The sequence below is a fragment of the Mitsuokella sp. AF21-1AC genome, assembly GCF_003458855.1.
Taxonomy (GTDB): Bacteria; Bacillota; Negativicutes; order Selenomonadales; family Selenomonadaceae; genus Mitsuokella.
The window spans coordinates 58,121-73,523 of sequence record NZ_QRVW01000013.1; the positions used below are offsets into that span (position 1 = coordinate 58,121).

General features: G+C 57.4%; 15 protein-coding genes and 1 pseudogene. 10 read left to right on the plus strand and 6 right to left on the minus strand.

The window, feature by feature from the left end; translation table 11 throughout:
* The first annotated feature begins 9 nt into the window (after positions 1-9).
* Both DWX75_RS06430 and DWX75_RS06435 read left to right on the plus strand, forming a co-directional pair.
* The gene (locus tag DWX75_RS06430) at positions 10-966 is read left to right on the plus strand and encodes a Sir2 silent information regulator family NAD-dependent deacetylase (RefSeq protein WP_118015508.1); all 957 of its coding nucleotides are present in this window, start codon (positions 10-12) and stop codon (positions 964-966) included.
* Entirely contained in the window at positions 963-1,757 is a 795-nt protein-coding gene (locus DWX75_RS06435) for a protein-ADP-ribose hydrolase (protein ID WP_118015509.1), read from the plus strand. The genes DWX75_RS06430 and DWX75_RS06435 overlap by 4 nt, the downstream gene beginning before the upstream one ends.
* 80 nt (positions 1,758-1,837) lie before the next feature.
* Here the strand turns inward: DWX75_RS06435 and DWX75_RS06440 are convergent, their stop codons facing one another.
* The 3 genes from DWX75_RS06440 to DWX75_RS06450 form a co-directional block, all read right to left on the minus strand.
* Entirely contained in the window at positions 1,838-2,146 is a 309-nt protein-coding gene (locus tag DWX75_RS06440; protein WP_118015510.1) for an AzlD domain-containing protein, read from the minus strand.
* Positions 2,136-2,900: an AzlC family ABC transporter permease gene (locus DWX75_RS06445; RefSeq protein ID WP_118015511.1), complete on the minus strand. Its 765-nt coding sequence runs from the start codon at positions 2,898-2,900 to the stop codon at positions 2,136-2,138. The genes DWX75_RS06440 and DWX75_RS06445 overlap by 11 nt, the downstream gene beginning before the upstream one ends.
* A gap of 261 nt (positions 2,901-3,161) precedes the next feature.
* Positions 3,162-4,529, minus strand: a complete 1,368-nt coding sequence (locus DWX75_RS06450; RefSeq protein ID WP_118015512.1) for a sodium:alanine symporter family protein — start codon at positions 4,527-4,529, stop codon at positions 3,162-3,164.
* A gap of 365 nt (positions 4,530-4,894) precedes the next feature.
* On the opposite strand from DWX75_RS06450, the gene eno reads away from it, so the two are divergent.
* Positions 4,895-6,196 (plus strand): phosphopyruvate hydratase, encoded by a 1,302-nt coding sequence (gene eno, locus DWX75_RS06455; protein WP_118015513.1) that lies wholly within the window; start codon positions 4,895-4,897, stop codon positions 6,194-6,196.
* Between the two features lie 131 nt (positions 6,197-6,327).
* Here the strand turns inward: eno and DWX75_RS06460 are convergent, their stop codons facing one another.
* The 3 genes from DWX75_RS06460 to DWX75_RS06465 form a co-directional block, all read right to left on the minus strand.
* Positions 6,328-6,672 (minus strand): EAL domain-containing protein, encoded by a 345-nt coding sequence (locus tag DWX75_RS06460; RefSeq protein ID WP_233519501.1) that lies wholly within the window; start codon positions 6,670-6,672, stop codon positions 6,328-6,330.
* Positions 6,558-7,841: a hypothetical protein gene (locus DWX75_RS12195; protein ID WP_233519502.1), complete on the minus strand. Its 1,284-nt coding sequence runs from the start codon at positions 7,839-7,841 to the stop codon at positions 6,558-6,560. Before DWX75_RS12195 ends, DWX75_RS06460 begins: the two co-directional genes overlap by 115 nt.
* A gap of 83 nt (positions 7,842-7,924) precedes the next feature.
* Positions 7,925-9,766: a DNA mismatch repair protein MutS gene (locus DWX75_RS06465; protein ID WP_233519503.1), complete on the minus strand. Its 1,842-nt coding sequence runs from the start codon at positions 9,764-9,766 to the stop codon at positions 7,925-7,927.
* Positions 9,767-9,846: 80 nt separating this feature from the next.
* Between DWX75_RS06465 and DWX75_RS06470 the strand changes: the two genes are divergently transcribed.
* From DWX75_RS06470 to DWX75_RS06500, 7 genes and pseudogenes are all read left to right on the plus strand, one after another.
* Positions 9,847-10,014, plus strand: coding sequence for an aminoglycoside phosphotransferase (locus DWX75_RS06470; RefSeq protein ID WP_118015515.1), 168 nt, complete (start codon positions 9,847-9,849; stop codon positions 10,012-10,014).
* Between the two features lie 77 nt (positions 10,015-10,091).
* On the plus strand, positions 10,092-10,370 hold the full coding sequence (locus tag DWX75_RS06475; RefSeq protein ID WP_118015516.1) for a hypothetical protein: 279 nt from the start codon (positions 10,092-10,094) through the stop codon (positions 10,368-10,370).
* 77 nt (positions 10,371-10,447) lie between these two features.
* The gene (locus tag DWX75_RS06480; RefSeq protein WP_118015517.1) at positions 10,448-11,137 is read left to right on the plus strand and encodes a hypothetical protein; all 690 of its coding nucleotides are present in this window, start codon (positions 10,448-10,450) and stop codon (positions 11,135-11,137) included.
* Positions 11,138-11,188: 51 nt separating this feature from the next.
* Positions 11,189-11,845 carry an SIS domain-containing protein gene (locus DWX75_RS06485; RefSeq protein WP_118015518.1) on the plus strand — a complete coding sequence of 219 codons (657 nt, stop codon included), beginning with the start codon at positions 11,189-11,191 and terminating at the stop codon, positions 11,843-11,845.
* Positions 11,846-12,007: 162 nt separating this feature from the next.
* Positions 12,008-12,757, plus strand: a complete 750-nt coding sequence (locus tag DWX75_RS06490; protein WP_118015519.1) for a sulfite exporter TauE/SafE family protein — start codon at positions 12,008-12,010, stop codon at positions 12,755-12,757.
* 172 nt (positions 12,758-12,929) lie between these two features.
* The gene (locus DWX75_RS06495) at positions 12,930-14,960 is read left to right on the plus strand and encodes an OPT family oligopeptide transporter (RefSeq protein ID WP_118015520.1); all 2,031 of its coding nucleotides are present in this window, start codon (positions 12,930-12,932) and stop codon (positions 14,958-14,960) included.
* Between the two features lie 186 nt (positions 14,961-15,146).
* Positions 15,147-15,403: pseudogene (locus DWX75_RS06500) on the plus strand (phosphomannomutase/phosphoglucomutase); the annotation flags it as partial.

The window sequence follows — 15,403 nt, forward strand, 5'->3', positions numbered from 1 at the left end:
AATTACGATATGTTTGGTTTTCAAGACAAGGCCATCTATCCAGCAGCTGCCCTCTATGAAGAGGAGCTGGCGGTGCTGCGGGAGAAGCTGGCACAGGCGGATGCAGTGCTCGTGGGGGCCGGGGCGGGCCTCTCGACGGCGGCGGGTCTTACGTATGGCGGCACGCGCTTCCAGAAGTACTTTGCTGACTTTGCTGAGAAGTACGGCATCCGCGATATGTACACAGGCGGGTTCTATCCGTTCCCGAGTCCTGAGGTCTACTGGGCCTGGTGGAGCCGTCATATCTATTTCAACCGTTATATCGACGCACCATCCGATATCTATCCGCTGCTGTTGCAGCTCATGCGTGACAAGGACTACTTTGTGCTGACGACGAATGTCGACCACCAGTTTCAGAGGAATGGCTTTGATAAACGACGGCTTTTCTACACGCAGGGCGACTACGGCCTGCTGCAGAGCGTGCGGCCAGAAGTAGCGAAGACGTATGACAACCGCGAGATGGTCGAATCCATGCTCGAGGCGCAGGGCTTTGTCCGCGGGGCAGACGGCAGCTTTGATGTGCCGTCTGCGGGCAAACTCAAGATGACTGTGCCGTCAGGACTCGTGCCGAAATGTCCCGATGATGGACGTGATATGATGGTCAGCCTGCGCTGCGATGATCGTTTCGTCGAGGATGAGGGCTGGCATGAGGCGCAGCGGCGTTATAAGGAGTTCCTGCGGAATCATGAAAAAAGCCGCATCTTGTATCTTGAGCTTGGCGTCGGCATGAACACCCCCGTCATCATTAAGTACCCGTTCTGGTACTACACGAAGCAGAATCCGCAAGCGTTCTATGTCAGCATCAACAAAGGCGGCGCAGCCTGCCTGGAGGCCATTCGCCGCAGGAGTCTCTGCATGGAGGAAGATATCGGCAGGGTACTGCATGATTTGCATCAGGATAAGGAAGCGGGAGGTGTTGGCGTATGATACAGGAGGAACGTCGCATCTGGCTCATCCGCTACCTGCAGCGTGAGATGCCGGAGTACGCTCATTACCGCATCCCAGACGATGAAGCCGGGCAATGGCATCTGTTGCGTGCATTGTTCAATGTCCGTCCTCCCGCGCCGGTTCCTCGGGAATTCAAGGAAATCGAGGGCGCACTGCTTGAGCGGATGACAAAAGAAAAGGGCATTGTCGACGCCATGGAGTTGCCGCTATCCGCTATTGATCCACGGCTGGCTCTCTGGCGCGGCGATATCACGCGGCTGCGTATCGATGCGATTGTCAATGCGGCCAACAGCCAGATGCTCGGTTGCTTTCAGCCCAATCACAACTGTATCGACAACATCGAGCAGACGATGGCTGGTGTGGAGATGCGCTACGACTGCTACAAGCTCATGCAGGCACAGGGCCACGAGGAGTCGACGGGCAAAGCTAAGATTACTTCCGGCCATCACCTGCCTGCACGCTTCGTCCTGCATACGGTAGGACCCATCGTGCAGGGCAGATTGACGAACGAGCATCGCCGGCTGCTGGTCTCGTGTTACGAGTCGTGCCTTGCTCTTGCTCCAAAGCACGGCCTCAAGAGTGTTGCCTTCTGCTGTATATCAACAGGGGTATTTCACTTCCCTAAGGAAGAGGCTGCAAAAATTGCCGTTCATACTGTGCAGAAGTGGCTGGATGAGCGGCTGCATACTTCCATCAAACGCGTCGTTTTCGATGTCTTTGAGCAGAGGGATTATCTTTTATACGCATCGCTCCTGGGTGAACAGGCATAAAAATGAGCAGGAACTCCGTCATGTGCGGGGCTCCTGCTCATTTTGTCATTGGTTATGGAATTGTCAGGACGTCGTGCCGGTCAGAGCAGGATGAACTCGCTGATGAAGACGACGAGGCAGCAGGCTGCTGCGACCTTGAAGAGACTCGCACCGTACCAGGCGAGGGCGATGCCGCAAACCAGGGCCAGCGTGCCGCTTACGGGCGTCTGCGTGGCTTCGGTAATGGCCGGGAACGTCATGACGGCCAGTGTTACGTAAGGTACGTAAAACAGGAAGGAACGCCAGAAACGGCTGCGGATCTGGCCGCGGATCAGGGTCAGCGGCAGGATGCGGATGGCCAGCGTCACGGCTGACATCAGGATGAGGTAGATGTAGATATCATGCTGCATGGCCGTCTCCTCCTTCTTCCTCGTCTTCGATGGAGTCCGTCTGATCATCAATTGGGAAGAAAATGGCGCCGAGCGCGGCGATGACGACAGTCAGGATGATCGTGCGCGTGCCGGATGAACAACTGGAGAGCACGGGAGCGAGTGAGGCGGCAAGGCTCAGCGCGAAGCTCAGGAGCACGAGTCCTGCGACGACGCGGTTCGTTCTTGCGGGCGGGATGATGACCCAGAGGAACATGCCGTAGAGTGCGACGGAGAGGGCGCTGACCACGCTGCCGGGCAGGATGTTGCCGGCGACGACGCCGAGTGCCGTGCCGAGCGACCAGCCGGGCAGTGCAAGTGCCATGGCCCCGTAATTGTAATAGGGGTTGAGCGAGCCGTGGCGTGCGATTGTGATGCCGAAAATCTCGTCGGTGATGTCAAAGCCGACGAAGATGCGGTGCCAGATGGAGGTGCCGGGACGGAATTTCTGGCTGACAACGCAGCTCATGAGCATGTAGCGGGCATTGGCCACGAGCGTGATCAGGACGATCTCGAGGTACGGGGCGTCGGCCGCGATGACCGTGAAGCCCGCGTATTCACCGGCCGAGGCATTGTTGAAGAAGCTGGCCAGGAAGCCCTGCAGGGGGTCGAGCCCGGCGTTGCGGGCGGCGATGCCCAGCGTGAAGGAGACGACGAAGTACCCGAGGGCAATCGGCGTGCCGTCGTGAACTCCTTCGAGGAAGACCTGCCGGTTTGATTTCAGGAGCGTATGCATGTGCGTACCCGTAGGAAAAACCTTCTTTCTGAATGCGTATTACTTCTATTTTACTACGGGGCAGGAAAAAAGGCCATTGCCTTATGCGCGATTGACGCAAGACAATGGCCTTTCGGGCTGCAAGGGAAAAGGGGCTCCGGGGATATGCGGGCAACGCTGCGCGAAGTCGGCCTGCTAAATCGATTCTTGACGCAGGGCGCCAACGCTTCGCTTATGTCCACATATCCCCTCCTCAAAAGTCCTTGCAGCGTGTGTTTGTTATCATCCGTGTTTTATGATGCGTTTGGCGCGCTGGCGGCGGTTGAGGTAGCGGTTCGTTTCCGCGACAATGACGCCGGAGAGTGCGATGAGTGCGATGAGGTTCGGGATGGCCATGAGGCCGTTGACGATATCGGCGAGCACCCAGATGGCTTCGAGCTTGAGGAAGGCACCGGATGCAATGAGAGCGATGAAGATCAGGCGGTAGGGCATGACACCCTTCGTGCCGAAGAGGTAGATGCAGGCACGTTCGCCGTAGTAGTTCCAGCCGAGGATCGTCGTGAAGGCGAAGAGCACGAGAGCGATCGTCAGGAGTTGGCTGCCGATGAAGCCGTAGGAGGTGGCAAATGCCGCGCTCGTCATGGCTGCGCCGGCGAGATCGCCCTGCCAGACGCCCGTGAGGACGAGCGAGAGGCCCGTCATCGTGCAGATGATGATTGTATCGATGAAGGTACCTGTCATGGAAATCAGGCCCTGCTCGGCCGGCCATTTCGTCTTGGCCGCAGCGGCGGCGATCGGCGCGGAGCCGAGGCCGGATTCATTGGAGAAGACGCCGCGAGCGATACCGTTCTGCATGGCCATCATGACTGTGGAACCGGCAAAGCCGCCGGCTGCGGCCGTGCCAGTGAAGGCATCCGAGATGATGAGCCCGAGTGCTGCCGGGACCTGGTCGATGTTGATGACGATGAGACCGAGGCTGATGGCGATGTAGGAAAGCGCCATGAACGGGATGACGCCCGAGGCGACTTTGGCGATGCTCTGCAAACCGCCGAGTGTGATGGCGGCGATGAAGACCGTCAGGATGACATCCGTGGCAATCTTCGGGAAGCCAAAGGAAATCTGCATGCTGTCGACGATGGCATTGACCTGTGGGAAGGTGCCGATGCCGAAGAAGGCAACGCCGATGCAGGCGAAGGCGAAGAAGGTCGCGAGCGGCTTCCATTTCTCGCCCATGCCGTTGCGGATGTAGAACATCGGGCCGCCGGCGATATCGCCCTTCTCATCGACGGAGCGGAATTTTACGGCCAGCAGGCCCTCGGAGTATTTCGTGGCCATGCCGAAGAAGGCAGCGACCCACATCCAGAACAGAGCGCCGGGGCCGCCGACCTTGACGGCCGTAGCTACGCCGACGATGTTGCCCGTGCCGACTGTGGCGGCAAGTGCGACGCAGAGGGCCTTGAAGCTTGAGACATCGCCGCGGCCGTTGTTTTGTGCCTTGAAGATCAGGCGCAGCGCATGCGGCAGGCGGAAGACCTGCAGCAGCTTCAGACGGATGGTCAGAAAGATGCCCGTGCCGACGAGCAGCGTGATGAGCGGGGGGCCCCACATAAAGGAGTCAATGGCATTGAGGATAGGGATGAATGATTCCATGAAACAGCCTCCTAAGAAAGTTTGGTACAGTGTCTTTTATATGTGTACAACTGTTTTCGATAGAGTATATGATAGCATAGAAAAGGACATTTGTCTCGACTTTCTTGGAAAAAATATATAATAAGTAAAAATATTATCCAACCGAAGAGAAATGTGTAAAGAAATGCGCACAAATCGTACTACTTCCGTATCCTTTCTTGTGCTCTGTAACAAATGATACAGCCTGCAGGGGAAAATCACGTTACGATAGAGGCGAAGGTTGAAACAAGGATTCCAGCATTTGAGAAAAGTTTTTATTGAAAATAACTCTTAACTATGATATGCTGAAGATGTAAATGAAAATGAATATCAAGGAGGCGTTCCCCATGAAAGAATATTTGCAGATCATGCAGGTCATTGGCCGGGAGATCATTGATTCCCGCGGCAATCCGACGGTAGAAGCCGAGGTGACGCTCGCGGACGGTTCGGTTGGCCGTGCGGCTGCTCCGTCCGGTGCTTCGACGGGCGAGTTTGAGGCGCTGGAACTGCGCGATGGCGACAAGGCGAAGTACGGCGGCAAGGGCGTTTCGAAGGCGGTCGCGAACATCAATGAAAAGATCGCGCCGGCTCTCGTCGGTGCGGATGCGTCGGATATCTATGCCGTGGACGGCATCATGCTCGCACTCGATGGCACGGAAGACAAATCCAATCTCGGCGCCAATGCCATCCTGGCCGTGTCGCTGGCTGCCGCCAAGGCTGCGGCCATCGCGCAGGATATCCCGCTGTACCGTTTCCTGGGCGGCCTCAACGGCAACCGCCTGCCGGTGCCGATGATGAACATCCTGAACGGCGGCGCGCATGCGACGAATTCCGTCGATACGCAGGAATTCATGATCATGCCGGCCGGAGCACCGTCCTTCCGCGAAGGGCTGCGCTGGGCTACGGAGGTATTCCACGCTCTGCAGGCACTGCTCAAGAAGGAAGGTCAGACGACGGCTGTCGGCGATGAGGGCGGTTTTGCGCCGAACCTCAAGAGCGATGAGGACACGATTGAACACATCCTTCAGGCTATCCGCAACGCCGGCTATGAGCCGGGCCGCGATTTCGTCCTGGCCATGGATGCCGCCTCCTCTGAATGGAAGAGCGAAAAGGGCAAGGGCTTCTACAAGCAGCCGAAGTCCGGCAAGGAATTCACGTCGGATGAGCTCATCGCACATTGGCAGTCCCTCGTCGAGAAGTATCCGATTTACTCCATCGAGGATGGCCTCGATGAGGAAGACTGGGAAGGCTGGCAGAAGATGACGAAGGTCCTCGGCGACAAGGTCCAGCTCGTCGGTGATGATCTCTTCGTCACGAATACGAAGCGCCTCAAGAAGGGCATTGAGCTCGGCTGCGGCAATTCCATCCTCATCAAGCTCAACCAGATTGGCACGCTCTCCGAGACGCTCGAGGCCATCAAGATGGCGCATGAGGCCGGTTACACGGCCATTGTCTCCCACCGTTCCGGTGAGACGGAAGATACGACGATTGCCGACCTCGCGGTCGCCCTCAACACGAGCCAGATCAAGACGGGCGCACCGTCGCGTTCGGAACGCGTCGCCAAGTACAATCAGCTGCTGCGCATTGAAGAAGCACTCGGCAAGAGTTCCGTATACCCGGGCAAGGCAGCATTCCATCAGGCTCACTGATCTTCCGCATACACCTCTACATATATCCACATACATCCACACATTCTACCTCTTCCGAAAAGGGCTGTGAACGCATGAGCCCTTGCAAAAAGACGGTCCGCTGACTCAAAGGAGCCGGCGGACCGTCTTTTTTACCGGAATGACTGAGGCTGGTTCTGCATATAGGCGAGGAAGTCCTGTTCGGGAAGTGGCCTTGAGAAATAATAGCCCTGCAGGATATCGCAGCCGAGGCCTGTCAGTGCCTCGACCATATCCTTCGTTTCAATACCTTCAGCTGTGGTCTTTATGCCGCTGGCCTGGAAGCTTTTGACCATGGCCGGCAGCAGGGGATTGGCCTCGTTGAAGTACGTGCGCACGAAACTCATGTCGAGCTTGACGTCGCCGAAGGGGAATTTGTTGATGCGCATGAGGTTGGAATATCCGGTACCAAAATCGTCGAGTGAGAGGATGGCGCCTTCTGCCAGGAGTTTTTCCATGTTCTGGCGTAACCGCAGCTCGTAGACCAGTGTGGATTCTGTGATCTCGATTTCGCGTTCATGGCGATGACCTCATGATGATTTTCGGCCTGCTGGAGTGCGGCGGCAATGTAGTCGAGGAAGTGATGCGCACTGGTATCTGGGGGCAGTGTGCCGCGGAAGGTGGCATAGCTGCTCGTCAGGTAGAGATGAAGATGCGGTCCGTGCCATGGCGACAGCATGCGCTTTTCCAGCTCTTCCTGGATGCGCGGGAAGTTCATGGGTTCCTGCCTGAGCATCAGGAAGCGTCCGGCGCTGGCGTAGGCAATCTGGCAGTCCGGATGGAAGAGCTTGAGGTAGCCCGCAATGGCCTGGATGCCTGCCGTCATCTGGCTTTCGCCGTAGAGCGTGCGACTTTCGGCGTAATCGTTGAGCACGAGGGCAAAGACGGAGAAATCACCGTGGGTGTTGAGCTCCTTGATGTAAGAGGCTGCGGCGTCCTGATTGAGCGCGCCTGTCCGGCGGTCCAGCGAAAAATCCGGATTCTGGAAGGCGAAGTACTGGATGAGGATGACGAGCATATAGAAGGAATTCATGACCAGGTAATGCTGCACCTGCATGCGCACGAGATAGCCGACCAGCAGAATGAGGCAGGCGCCAATCAGGGAGATTTTTTCGATCTTTGTCCAGGAATCGCGCTGGAGCCCGATGGCGGACAGCAGGAACATGAACAGCAGGTAGAGATAGGCATTCCAGTAAATCAGCCCGTAGACGGGGCCGCTGTGATAGCCTCCGGCATCGATGGAAAAGATGGCGCCCGTAAAGATGGAGCTCAGGATGGCGAAGGTCAGCACGAGCACGGGCAGCCTGGTCAGCCAACGCGGCAGCCCGCGATAGGAGCAGCGCTCGTAAACGAGTGCTTCGATGTACGAGAAGTCGAAGTAGGAACGCCAGACGAAGCCCAGGAAGAACAGCATGTTGTTGAGATAGAGGATTTCCGGTGTGAAGGCCGTATAGCAGGTGTCCATTTCTGAGGACAGGACATCGAAAATCAGGGTCACGAATTCTGAGGCCAGCAGGCAGCGGAAAAAGAAGTTGCGCCGGATGGGCAGATAGTTCCTGCCGAGGCAGAGCACACACAGCAGGACTAAAACGATGAATGAAGCAAAGGTAAACTCATAATGGTACATCCCGCGTATCCTCCTGCTGTCCCTGATTGAGATGATGTGTTGTATCTATTGTAACAGGTCGATTTTGCACTGACAACAAGAATTCAAGAATGACGTTTCATGTCTTCTGCGGGAAGTATACCGGCCATCTGAAGCAGGTAACGGGCATTCGTCGTGCGGCAGCGTCCCTCGTGCAGCTTGAAATCGAAGCGGATCTGCCCGTTTTCGTAATGCTCCTCGAAATGGTAATTGTGGATGGGCAGGTGATTGGGCGACTGCAGGTCGCAGAGCTCGAAATCATGTGTGGTCACGAGCGTGATGCACCAGGGCTGCGTCAGGTGACGCAGTGTTTCTTCGGCCCCCGTGATGCGGTCGGCCGAATTCGTGCCCTTGAATATCTCATCGATGCAGAGGAAGAGCGGCTGCTCCCTGCGGCAGGCTTCGACCATCTGCTTGATGCGCAGCACTTCGGCATAGAAGGTCGAGATGCCTTTTGCGGGGTCGTCGCTGACATGGATGGAGGTGTAGACAGCCATCGGCGTCAGCGAGAAGGAGGCGGCGCAGACGGGCGCACCGGCGTAGGCGAGGATGGCGGCAGCGGCCAGCGTGCGCATGTACGTGGTTTTGCCGCTCATGTTGGATCCCGTGAGGATAGCGGTCCCGGCAGCGAACGCCGCGTCGTTGGGCACGGCTTTTTCTTCGCGAATGAGGAGAGGATAGGCTCCTGCGGCCATCAGACTTGGGGCGCCGCTGAGGAAGGCGGGCCAGCAGCAGTGTTTGCGCGTCCAGGCCGGCACGGCCAGCGACAGCAGTGCTTCAAGCTCCGACCATGACCTGAGCCAGCCGCGCAGCGAGGCGCCGTAACGGCGCTGCCACTTCAGGAAGGCCGTCGTGCAGTGGAAATCCCAGAGGAACAATGTGTTGGCGATGAGCAGCACGAAGGCATTGCGGCGCATGGCGGCCTTGTCGGCAACGGCTGCGAGTGCGGCGAGCCCTCCTGCGGCGCCGCCGCCTTTCTTCAGGACAGACTGGAGCTCACGCAGCCTGCCGCTCGTGACGTCGAGCTCCGAGAAGCGCGCGAAGATGGCCTGGTAGATGGCAAGGCCCTGCGGCAGGCGGCAGAGCGGCTCGAGCAGCGTGCTGTGGCGGCGGATGGTCAGGAGGGCCAGCAGGAACTGCACGAGGAATAGCAGGCCCGGCATGGTATAGGTGACTTTCCCCAGGAGAGCGGCGAAAAGGGTGCCGAAGGAGAGAACGGGCAGCAGGTACGAGAGGGCTTTGAGCATGGGATGCGCCTGTGTCTTGCGGCGCTCCATGGCGGCGCAGAAGGCCGCGACATCGTAGGAGAAGGGCAGCAGCCCGTTGAGGGCCAGCAAATCGAGTGCTGCGGCGGGATGAGCGGCAATCTCGCGCACAGCCTGCTGGCGCGCCGTCATCTCCTTGATAGTTCCCGGGTACGGGGAGAGCAGCGCGGCCAGCCTGGTGCGGCCAGCTTTTGTTCGCGCGCAGCAAAGGTACTGATAGAGCGAGGCATGGCCGAAAATTGGCAGGTCTGCACCCTGCGGCAGGTCTTCGCGCAGGAATTCCCGGCCGTCGTCTTCAAAATCCATCCATTTGTTTGTGAGACGATCCAGATTGGCTTTGACGCGTGCCTGATGGCTCAGGCAGAGCAGCTGCTCGCGCTCCAGCTTCTGATGACGACGCACGAGCAGCACGAAGGCCGCGAGCAGCAGGAGGCCTAGCAGGGTAAACAGCGATTGTCCGTCGTAGCCGGCGGCAAACGCGAAAATCATAGCGAGAAAGCTCACGGTGCGCAGCAGCACGAGCTTGCGGCTCTGCTCTTTCATCACCTGCAGGCGGTCCGTGTCGAGCTTCTGCTGATCCGCGAAGAAGGCGGCGGGGTCGAATGCCGCGTGCTTGTTCGCATTTTCCCTCGTTGTAGTCATGAAAATCACCTCATTGTGGTACATATCGCATTATCTATGGTACAATGATACCATGGAATGAATCGGAAAGGCGGGATTTTATGGCAGAAAATGAAGCGATTGTCCGGCTGCAGCGCAGCATCGATTTGCTGCGGGAACGCATGCGCGTGGATTCCAATGATCTGGAATATGAGACGCACCTGCGTCAGAAACGTCAGCTGCAGCGCATCCTCGACCGGTTGCAGGACAAGGAGCGCCGCAAGGATTGACGGTTTTTCAGAGAATCTTCAGTGTGATTGCTTAAAATAAGCCTATAAATCAAAAAGTCAAAGGAAGGATGAACATTATGTCCCAGCGTATGACCATGGATGAGGTATTGAAGGAATACGGTGTGCCGCAGATCAAGCTTGATATCCATGCGACCCGCAGCGAACTCCTGAAGCTCCGGGAGAAGCTCATGGCAATCCGTGACCTCTCCGGTGGCAAGGAGCAGGGCTACCTCGACATCGACTGCAAGCTTTACATCGACGTCGATGATATCGACCGCTATCTCTCCGGTGAACTTGACACCGTCGGCGAAATCTATGCCTTCCCCGAGGATATTAAATCGTATCACGAGGAATGATGCGTTTCGGAGATCCGGATAAAACGAATGATTTTTAGTGCTTTTGTCAGATAGAAGATAGAAATGAGGAAAATTTTATGAATCTCAAGCAGACCTTATCCGCAGTAATGGTGGGGGCCATGGTCCTGACGGCGGCTCCCTCCCTTTCGACGCTGCCGCAGGCCGTGCAGTCAACGGCTTATGCAGCCAAGGGCGGTGCCAAGATGAGCATCCCGAAGTCGGCCCCGGCAGCGCCGAAGGCTCCGGCGGCCGGCACGAACAACAATGCGAGCAAATCCGTCTCGGGCAACGGCTCGTCCTATGCCCCTTCCAAGGATGCCAAGAGCCTGAATAAGGAGGCTCCGGCGGCGAACAGCAAGTCGAATGCGGCGGCCGGCACGAAGAATCAGGCGCAGAGCTCCAGCCGTCTCGGCAGCATCATGCGCGGCATCGGCATCTTCGCCGGCGGCATGCTGTTGGGCTCAATGCTCTCGAACCTCTTCGGCATGGGCGGCGGCATGTTTGCGGACATCCTCGGCCTCATCATGAACGGCATTCTCATCGTCATGGCCATCATGGTCGTGCGCTGGCTCTGGAACAAGTTCCGCGGCACGAAAAATGACCGCAGCAATGCAGCCGGCAATGCCTATCGCCAGCCGCTTGAGATGCGGGCGGATAAGCCGGAGGAGACGCATAGCCGTGCGCCAATCCAGGACATCAAGCCGCCGACGTCTGAAGCGAACGGCTATGATGCCAAGTCAACGGCTGACCGTTACCGCAACCGTTGATAACCGATTTGATTCACCATGTATCCATCCATCAAGAAAGAAGTGTTTTCGATGATAAAAGAAACGACTCTTGCTGCGGTTGACGAGCTCATCGCGCGTTATCCGGCCCTTTCCGTCTGCAGGGAGGACCTGCTCGCAGCTGTTCGGCTGATCTGTGACGGCTACCATGGCGGCCATAAGCTCATCGTCTGCGGCAACGGCGGCAGTGCCTCGGATTCAGAGCACATCGTCGGTGAGCTCATGAAGGGCTTCCTGCTGTCGCGCAAGCTCGGTCCAGAGATCGCGCAGAAGATGCAGCAGGTCTGTCCTGACGAAGCCGATTACTTCCTCAAGAATCTGCAGGGCGCACTGCCGGCTTTGTCACTCGTCAATCAGGTCGCGCTCAATACGGCCTTTGCCAATGACCAGGCGCCGGACCTCTCCTTCGCGCAGCAGCTCTTGGGCATGGGCAACGAGGGCGATGTTTTGCTTGCCATCTCGACCTCGGGCAATTCGACGAATGTCATCTATGCGCTGCAGATGGCCAAGGTCAAAGGGGTCAAGACTATTGCGCTGACGGGCAAGTCGGGCGGCAAGATCCAGTCGCGCGGCCTGGCCGATGTGACGATCCGCGTGCCGGACGATGAGACATTCCGCATCCAGGAATACCATCTGCCCGTTTACCACATGCTCTGCATTGCGGCTGAGAATGAGTTCTTTGGCGAATAAAGCCGCCTGATACGGCAATTTTGCAAATTGCGCATCAAAACAGGGATATTATGGGAACTTTACCATATATCCCTGTTTTTGCTGCCTTTTTCGCCTTGCCCGCTCATGATACGATGAAAGTATCTGGCAGGTGGCGCGCGCATGGCGAAAGGGGATGGTTGTATGATGACTGCATATCTTTGGGGCCTGGAAGGTCATATTTACCCGGCACTGGCCATTTTCCTGTCGGCAATCCTGCAGTCCATCACGGGCTTCGGGCTCGTCATCGTAGCGGCTCCGCTCCTGATGCTCTTTTACGATCCGAAACTGACGGTGCCGGTCATGCTCATGCTGGCCTGCTGTGCCAATCTGACGCAGGGCATCTTTGCACTCAGGACGGCCAATCTGAAACTCGTCTTCTATTTGTATCTCGGCGTACTCTGCGGCCAGCCGATCGGCTTCTTCGTCTTCGACCATGCCTCAAGTGCCGCGCTCAAAGTCTTTATCAGCGTCATCGTGCTGCTTTCTCTTGGCACGATCCAGGCGCTGCATTACCGCATCCGGGAGTGTCCGCGCAATTCCTGGATAACCGGTATTTTTTCGGGATTCACGTCCATTACGGCCGGCATGGGAGGCCCGCCGTTCCTCATTTACCTGGCTTACAGCAGGATGTCCATCGATGTCATGCGGGCGACCTGTTTCGTCTTCTTCTTCCTCTGCAATGCCACGTCGCTGACGAGTTATGCGCTTGGCGGGCTGCCGTTCGGCCCGGCCTGGGGCGAGTTTATCTATCTGCTGCCGGCCTTGGCACTGGGCATCGTCATCGGGCATCTCGCCTATCCGTACGTTCCCAAGGCACAGATCAAGCGCGTCATTTACGTGCTGCTTTACGTTACCTGTCTTTACACGATTGCTTCAACCCTGCTTTTCTGATGGAAGCAGGGCTTTTTTCTGTCCATCTGCTGATGCGAGAAATCCTCATAGAAATTTAAGAAAACAATTAAAGGTTTACAATGAAAACAAATATGGTATAATGTTATTTGTGTTTTGTGCGTCTGTGATGTACAAACATGGAATCTTCCAATAATAGTGAGGAGCAATCATCATGAAACATGAAGACAATGAGTTCATGCAGCACGAACTGCGCCTGCCTGAGCTCACCGTCCGCGGTATGCTGCTCGGTGCGGTATTGACTGTCATCTTTACGGCCTCGAATGTTTACCTCGGACTCAAGGTAGGTCTGACGTTCTCGTCGGCCATCCCGGCCGCTGTCATCTCGATGGCCGTGCTCAAAATGGCCAAGGATTCCAACATCCTCGAGAACAACATGGTACAGACTCAGGCTTCGGCAGCCGGTACGCTGTCGGCCATCATTTTCATCATCCCGGGTATGCTGATGATCGGCTACTGGCAGGGGTTTGAATTCTGGCAGACACTCCTGGTTTCCGCCTGCGGCGGCTGCCTCGGTGTCCTGTTCACCATCCCGCTGCGCCGTGCGATGGTCGTCCACAGCGACCTCGCGTATCCGGAAGGCGTCGCTGCCGCTGAAATCCTCAAGGTGGGAAGCGGAGCAAACGAACAGGAAGGTGCCAGCTCGGGCGTCAAGGAAATCACGTCGGGCGGCATTCTGGCCGGTATCATCGCGTTCTGCACGAATGCCCTGCAGGTCCTCGGCTCGGAACTTTCCCTCTGGATCCCCGTTGGCCGCGGCATGACGCAGCTGCCGCTCGGTTATTCGACGGCCCTCGTCGGTGCTGGTTATCTCATCGGCATTGCGGCCGGTCTTTCGATGCTCGTCGGCATCCTGATTGCCTGGGTCGGCTTTGTTCCGTACTATACGATCACTTCGGCACTGCCGGACGGCATGACCATGCAGAAGTTCGCCGGCAAGCTCTATCAGGACCGCGTGCGCCTCATTGGCGCCGGTGCCATGGGCGTGGCGGCCATCTGGACGCTCATCACGCTGGCACGTCCGGTCATCGATGGCGTCAAGGAATCCCTGGCTGCCATGCGCATGCCGGATGCGGACAAGGGTAAGCATCGCATGGATATCGACATGAGCGTCAAGAGCATTGCACTCGTCTTTTTCGTGACGGTCATCGGGCTCCTGGGCATCTTCTACGCCTTTGTCAGCCCCGAGGGACTGCCGATGACGGAGAACCTGACGTTCGTCATCATCGGCGTCGGCGTTGCCGTGCTCATGGGCTTCTTCGTGGCGGCTGCCTGTGCCTACATGGCCGGCCTCGTCGGCACGAGCTCGAGCCCGATCTCGGGCATCGGCATCCTGGCCATCATCGTGGCATCGCTCGTCATGTACGGCCTCTGCTCGTCGTTTGGCATCTTTGCACTGCCGGGCGGTGAGAAGTTTGCGACGGCTACGGCCATCTTCACGACATCCATCATCATGGCGATTGCCTGCATCTCGAACGATAACATGCAGGATCTCAAGACAGGTTATCTCGTCGGTGCTACGCCGTGGCGTCAGCAGGTCGCGCTGCTCCTGGGCTGCGTGGTCGGTGCCTTCGTCATCGCGCCGGTGCTGAATCTCTTGTATGAAGCATACGGCTTCCCCGGTGCGCTGCCGCGTCCGGACATGGATCCCTCGCAGGCACTCGCTGCGCCGCAGGCTGCTCTCATGACGACCATCGCGCAGGGCATCTTCTCGAGCACGCTGGCCTGGGAGTATGTCTACATCGGCCTGGGCCTCGGCGTCGTGCTCGTCATCGTCGATCAGCTGCTCAAGCGCAATACGCGCAGTCTCTGCCTGCCGCCGCTTGCCGTCGGCATGGGCATTTACCTGCCGCCATCCGTGCAGACGCCGCTCGTCGTCGGTGCCGTGCTCGGCTACTTCCTGCGCAAGCACATGAAGGCGAAGTGCGGGGAAGAACAGGCCAAGGAAGGTGCGCGCCGCGGTACGCTTTTTGCGTCGGGTCTGATTGTCGGTGAGTCGATCATCGGCGTCCTGCTCGCCGGCGTCATCGTCGTTTCCGTCTCGAACGGCGGCTCGGAAGCGCCGCTGGCCATCGTCGGCAAGGGCTTTGCCAATACGGCAGAATGGCTTGGCTTCCTGGCCTTTATCGTGTTCCTGGGCATCTTCAGCAAGGTGGTGCTCGGCGCGGGCAAGAAGCAGGGTTAAGGCACCTCAAAAGCTGCTGCATGAGATTCATCTCACCATGCGGCAGCTTTTTTTACTGGCAGCTGACCGTACCGTCTGTGGACAAAAGCAGGGCTTTTCTGTCAGCAGGCAGGAAAATGGCGCCTGGATATGGAATACAAGATATAGAAATAACCTGCAAATTTTGTCTTTTAAGGGGGCATATCAATGGCTATATCCGAAAAAAATCTGTTGAAGCTGGCCAATGGCAGCGATGTGCGCGGTGTTTCCATCGAGGGCGTGGTCGATGAACCCGTGACGCTCAATGCAGAAGCAGCAAACCGCATTACGTCCGGTTTCCTGGATTTCCTCAGCACGAAGACGGGCAAGAAGATCAAGGACCTGCGCGTGGCTGTGGGTCATGATTCACGCCTCTCAGCGCCGATGCTGAAGAATGCCGTGCTGGAGGCGCTGACGGCAGCCGG

Bases quoted from the DNA above. Each gene is read 5' to 3' on its own strand.
- DWX75_RS06460 (WP_233519501.1), bottom strand. From the start codon at position 6,672: ATGGAAAAACTCCTGGCAGAAGGCGCCATCCTCTCACTCGACGATTTT.
- DWX75_RS06430 (WP_118015508.1), top strand. From the start codon at position 10: ATGTTTGGTTTTCAAGACAAGGCCATCTATCCAGCAGCTGCCCTCTAT.
- DWX75_RS06495 (WP_118015520.1), top strand. From the start codon at position 12,930: ATGAAACATGAAGACAATGAGTTCATGCAGCACGAACTGCGCCTGCCT.
- DWX75_RS06450 (WP_118015512.1), bottom strand. From the start codon at position 4,529: ATGGAATCATTCATCCCTATCCTCAATGCCATTGACTCCTTTATGTGG.
- DWX75_RS06475 (WP_118015516.1), top strand. From the start codon at position 10,092: ATGTCCCAGCGTATGACCATGGATGAGGTATTGAAGGAATACGGTGTG.
- eno (WP_118015513.1), top strand. From the start codon at position 4,895: ATGAAAGAATATTTGCAGATCATGCAGGTCATTGGCCGGGAGATCATT.
- DWX75_RS12195 (WP_233519502.1), bottom strand. From the start codon at position 7,841: ATGTACCATTATGAGTTTACCTTTGCTTCATTCATCGTTTTAGTCCTG.
- DWX75_RS06445 (WP_118015511.1), bottom strand. From the start codon at position 2,900: ATGCATACGCTCCTGAAATCAAACCGGCAGGTCTTCCTCGAAGGAGTT.
- DWX75_RS06485 (WP_118015518.1), top strand. From the start codon at position 11,189: ATGATAAAAGAAACGACTCTTGCTGCGGTTGACGAGCTCATCGCGCGT.
- DWX75_RS06435 (WP_118015509.1), top strand. From the start codon at position 963: ATGATACAGGAGGAACGTCGCATCTGGCTCATCCGCTACCTGCAGCGT.
- DWX75_RS06465 (WP_233519503.1), bottom strand. From the start codon at position 9,766: ATGACTACAACGAGGGAAAATGCGAACAAGCACGCGGCATTCGACCCC.
- DWX75_RS06440 (WP_118015510.1), bottom strand. From the start codon at position 2,146: ATGCAGCATGATATCTACATCTACCTCATCCTGATGTCAGCCGTGACG.
- DWX75_RS06480 (WP_118015517.1), top strand. From the start codon at position 10,448: ATGAATCTCAAGCAGACCTTATCCGCAGTAATGGTGGGGGCCATGGTC.
- DWX75_RS06490 (WP_118015519.1), top strand. From the start codon at position 12,008: ATGATGACTGCATATCTTTGGGGCCTGGAAGGTCATATTTACCCGGCA.
- DWX75_RS06470 (WP_118015515.1), top strand. From the start codon at position 9,847: ATGGCAGAAAATGAAGCGATTGTCCGGCTGCAGCGCAGCATCGATTTG.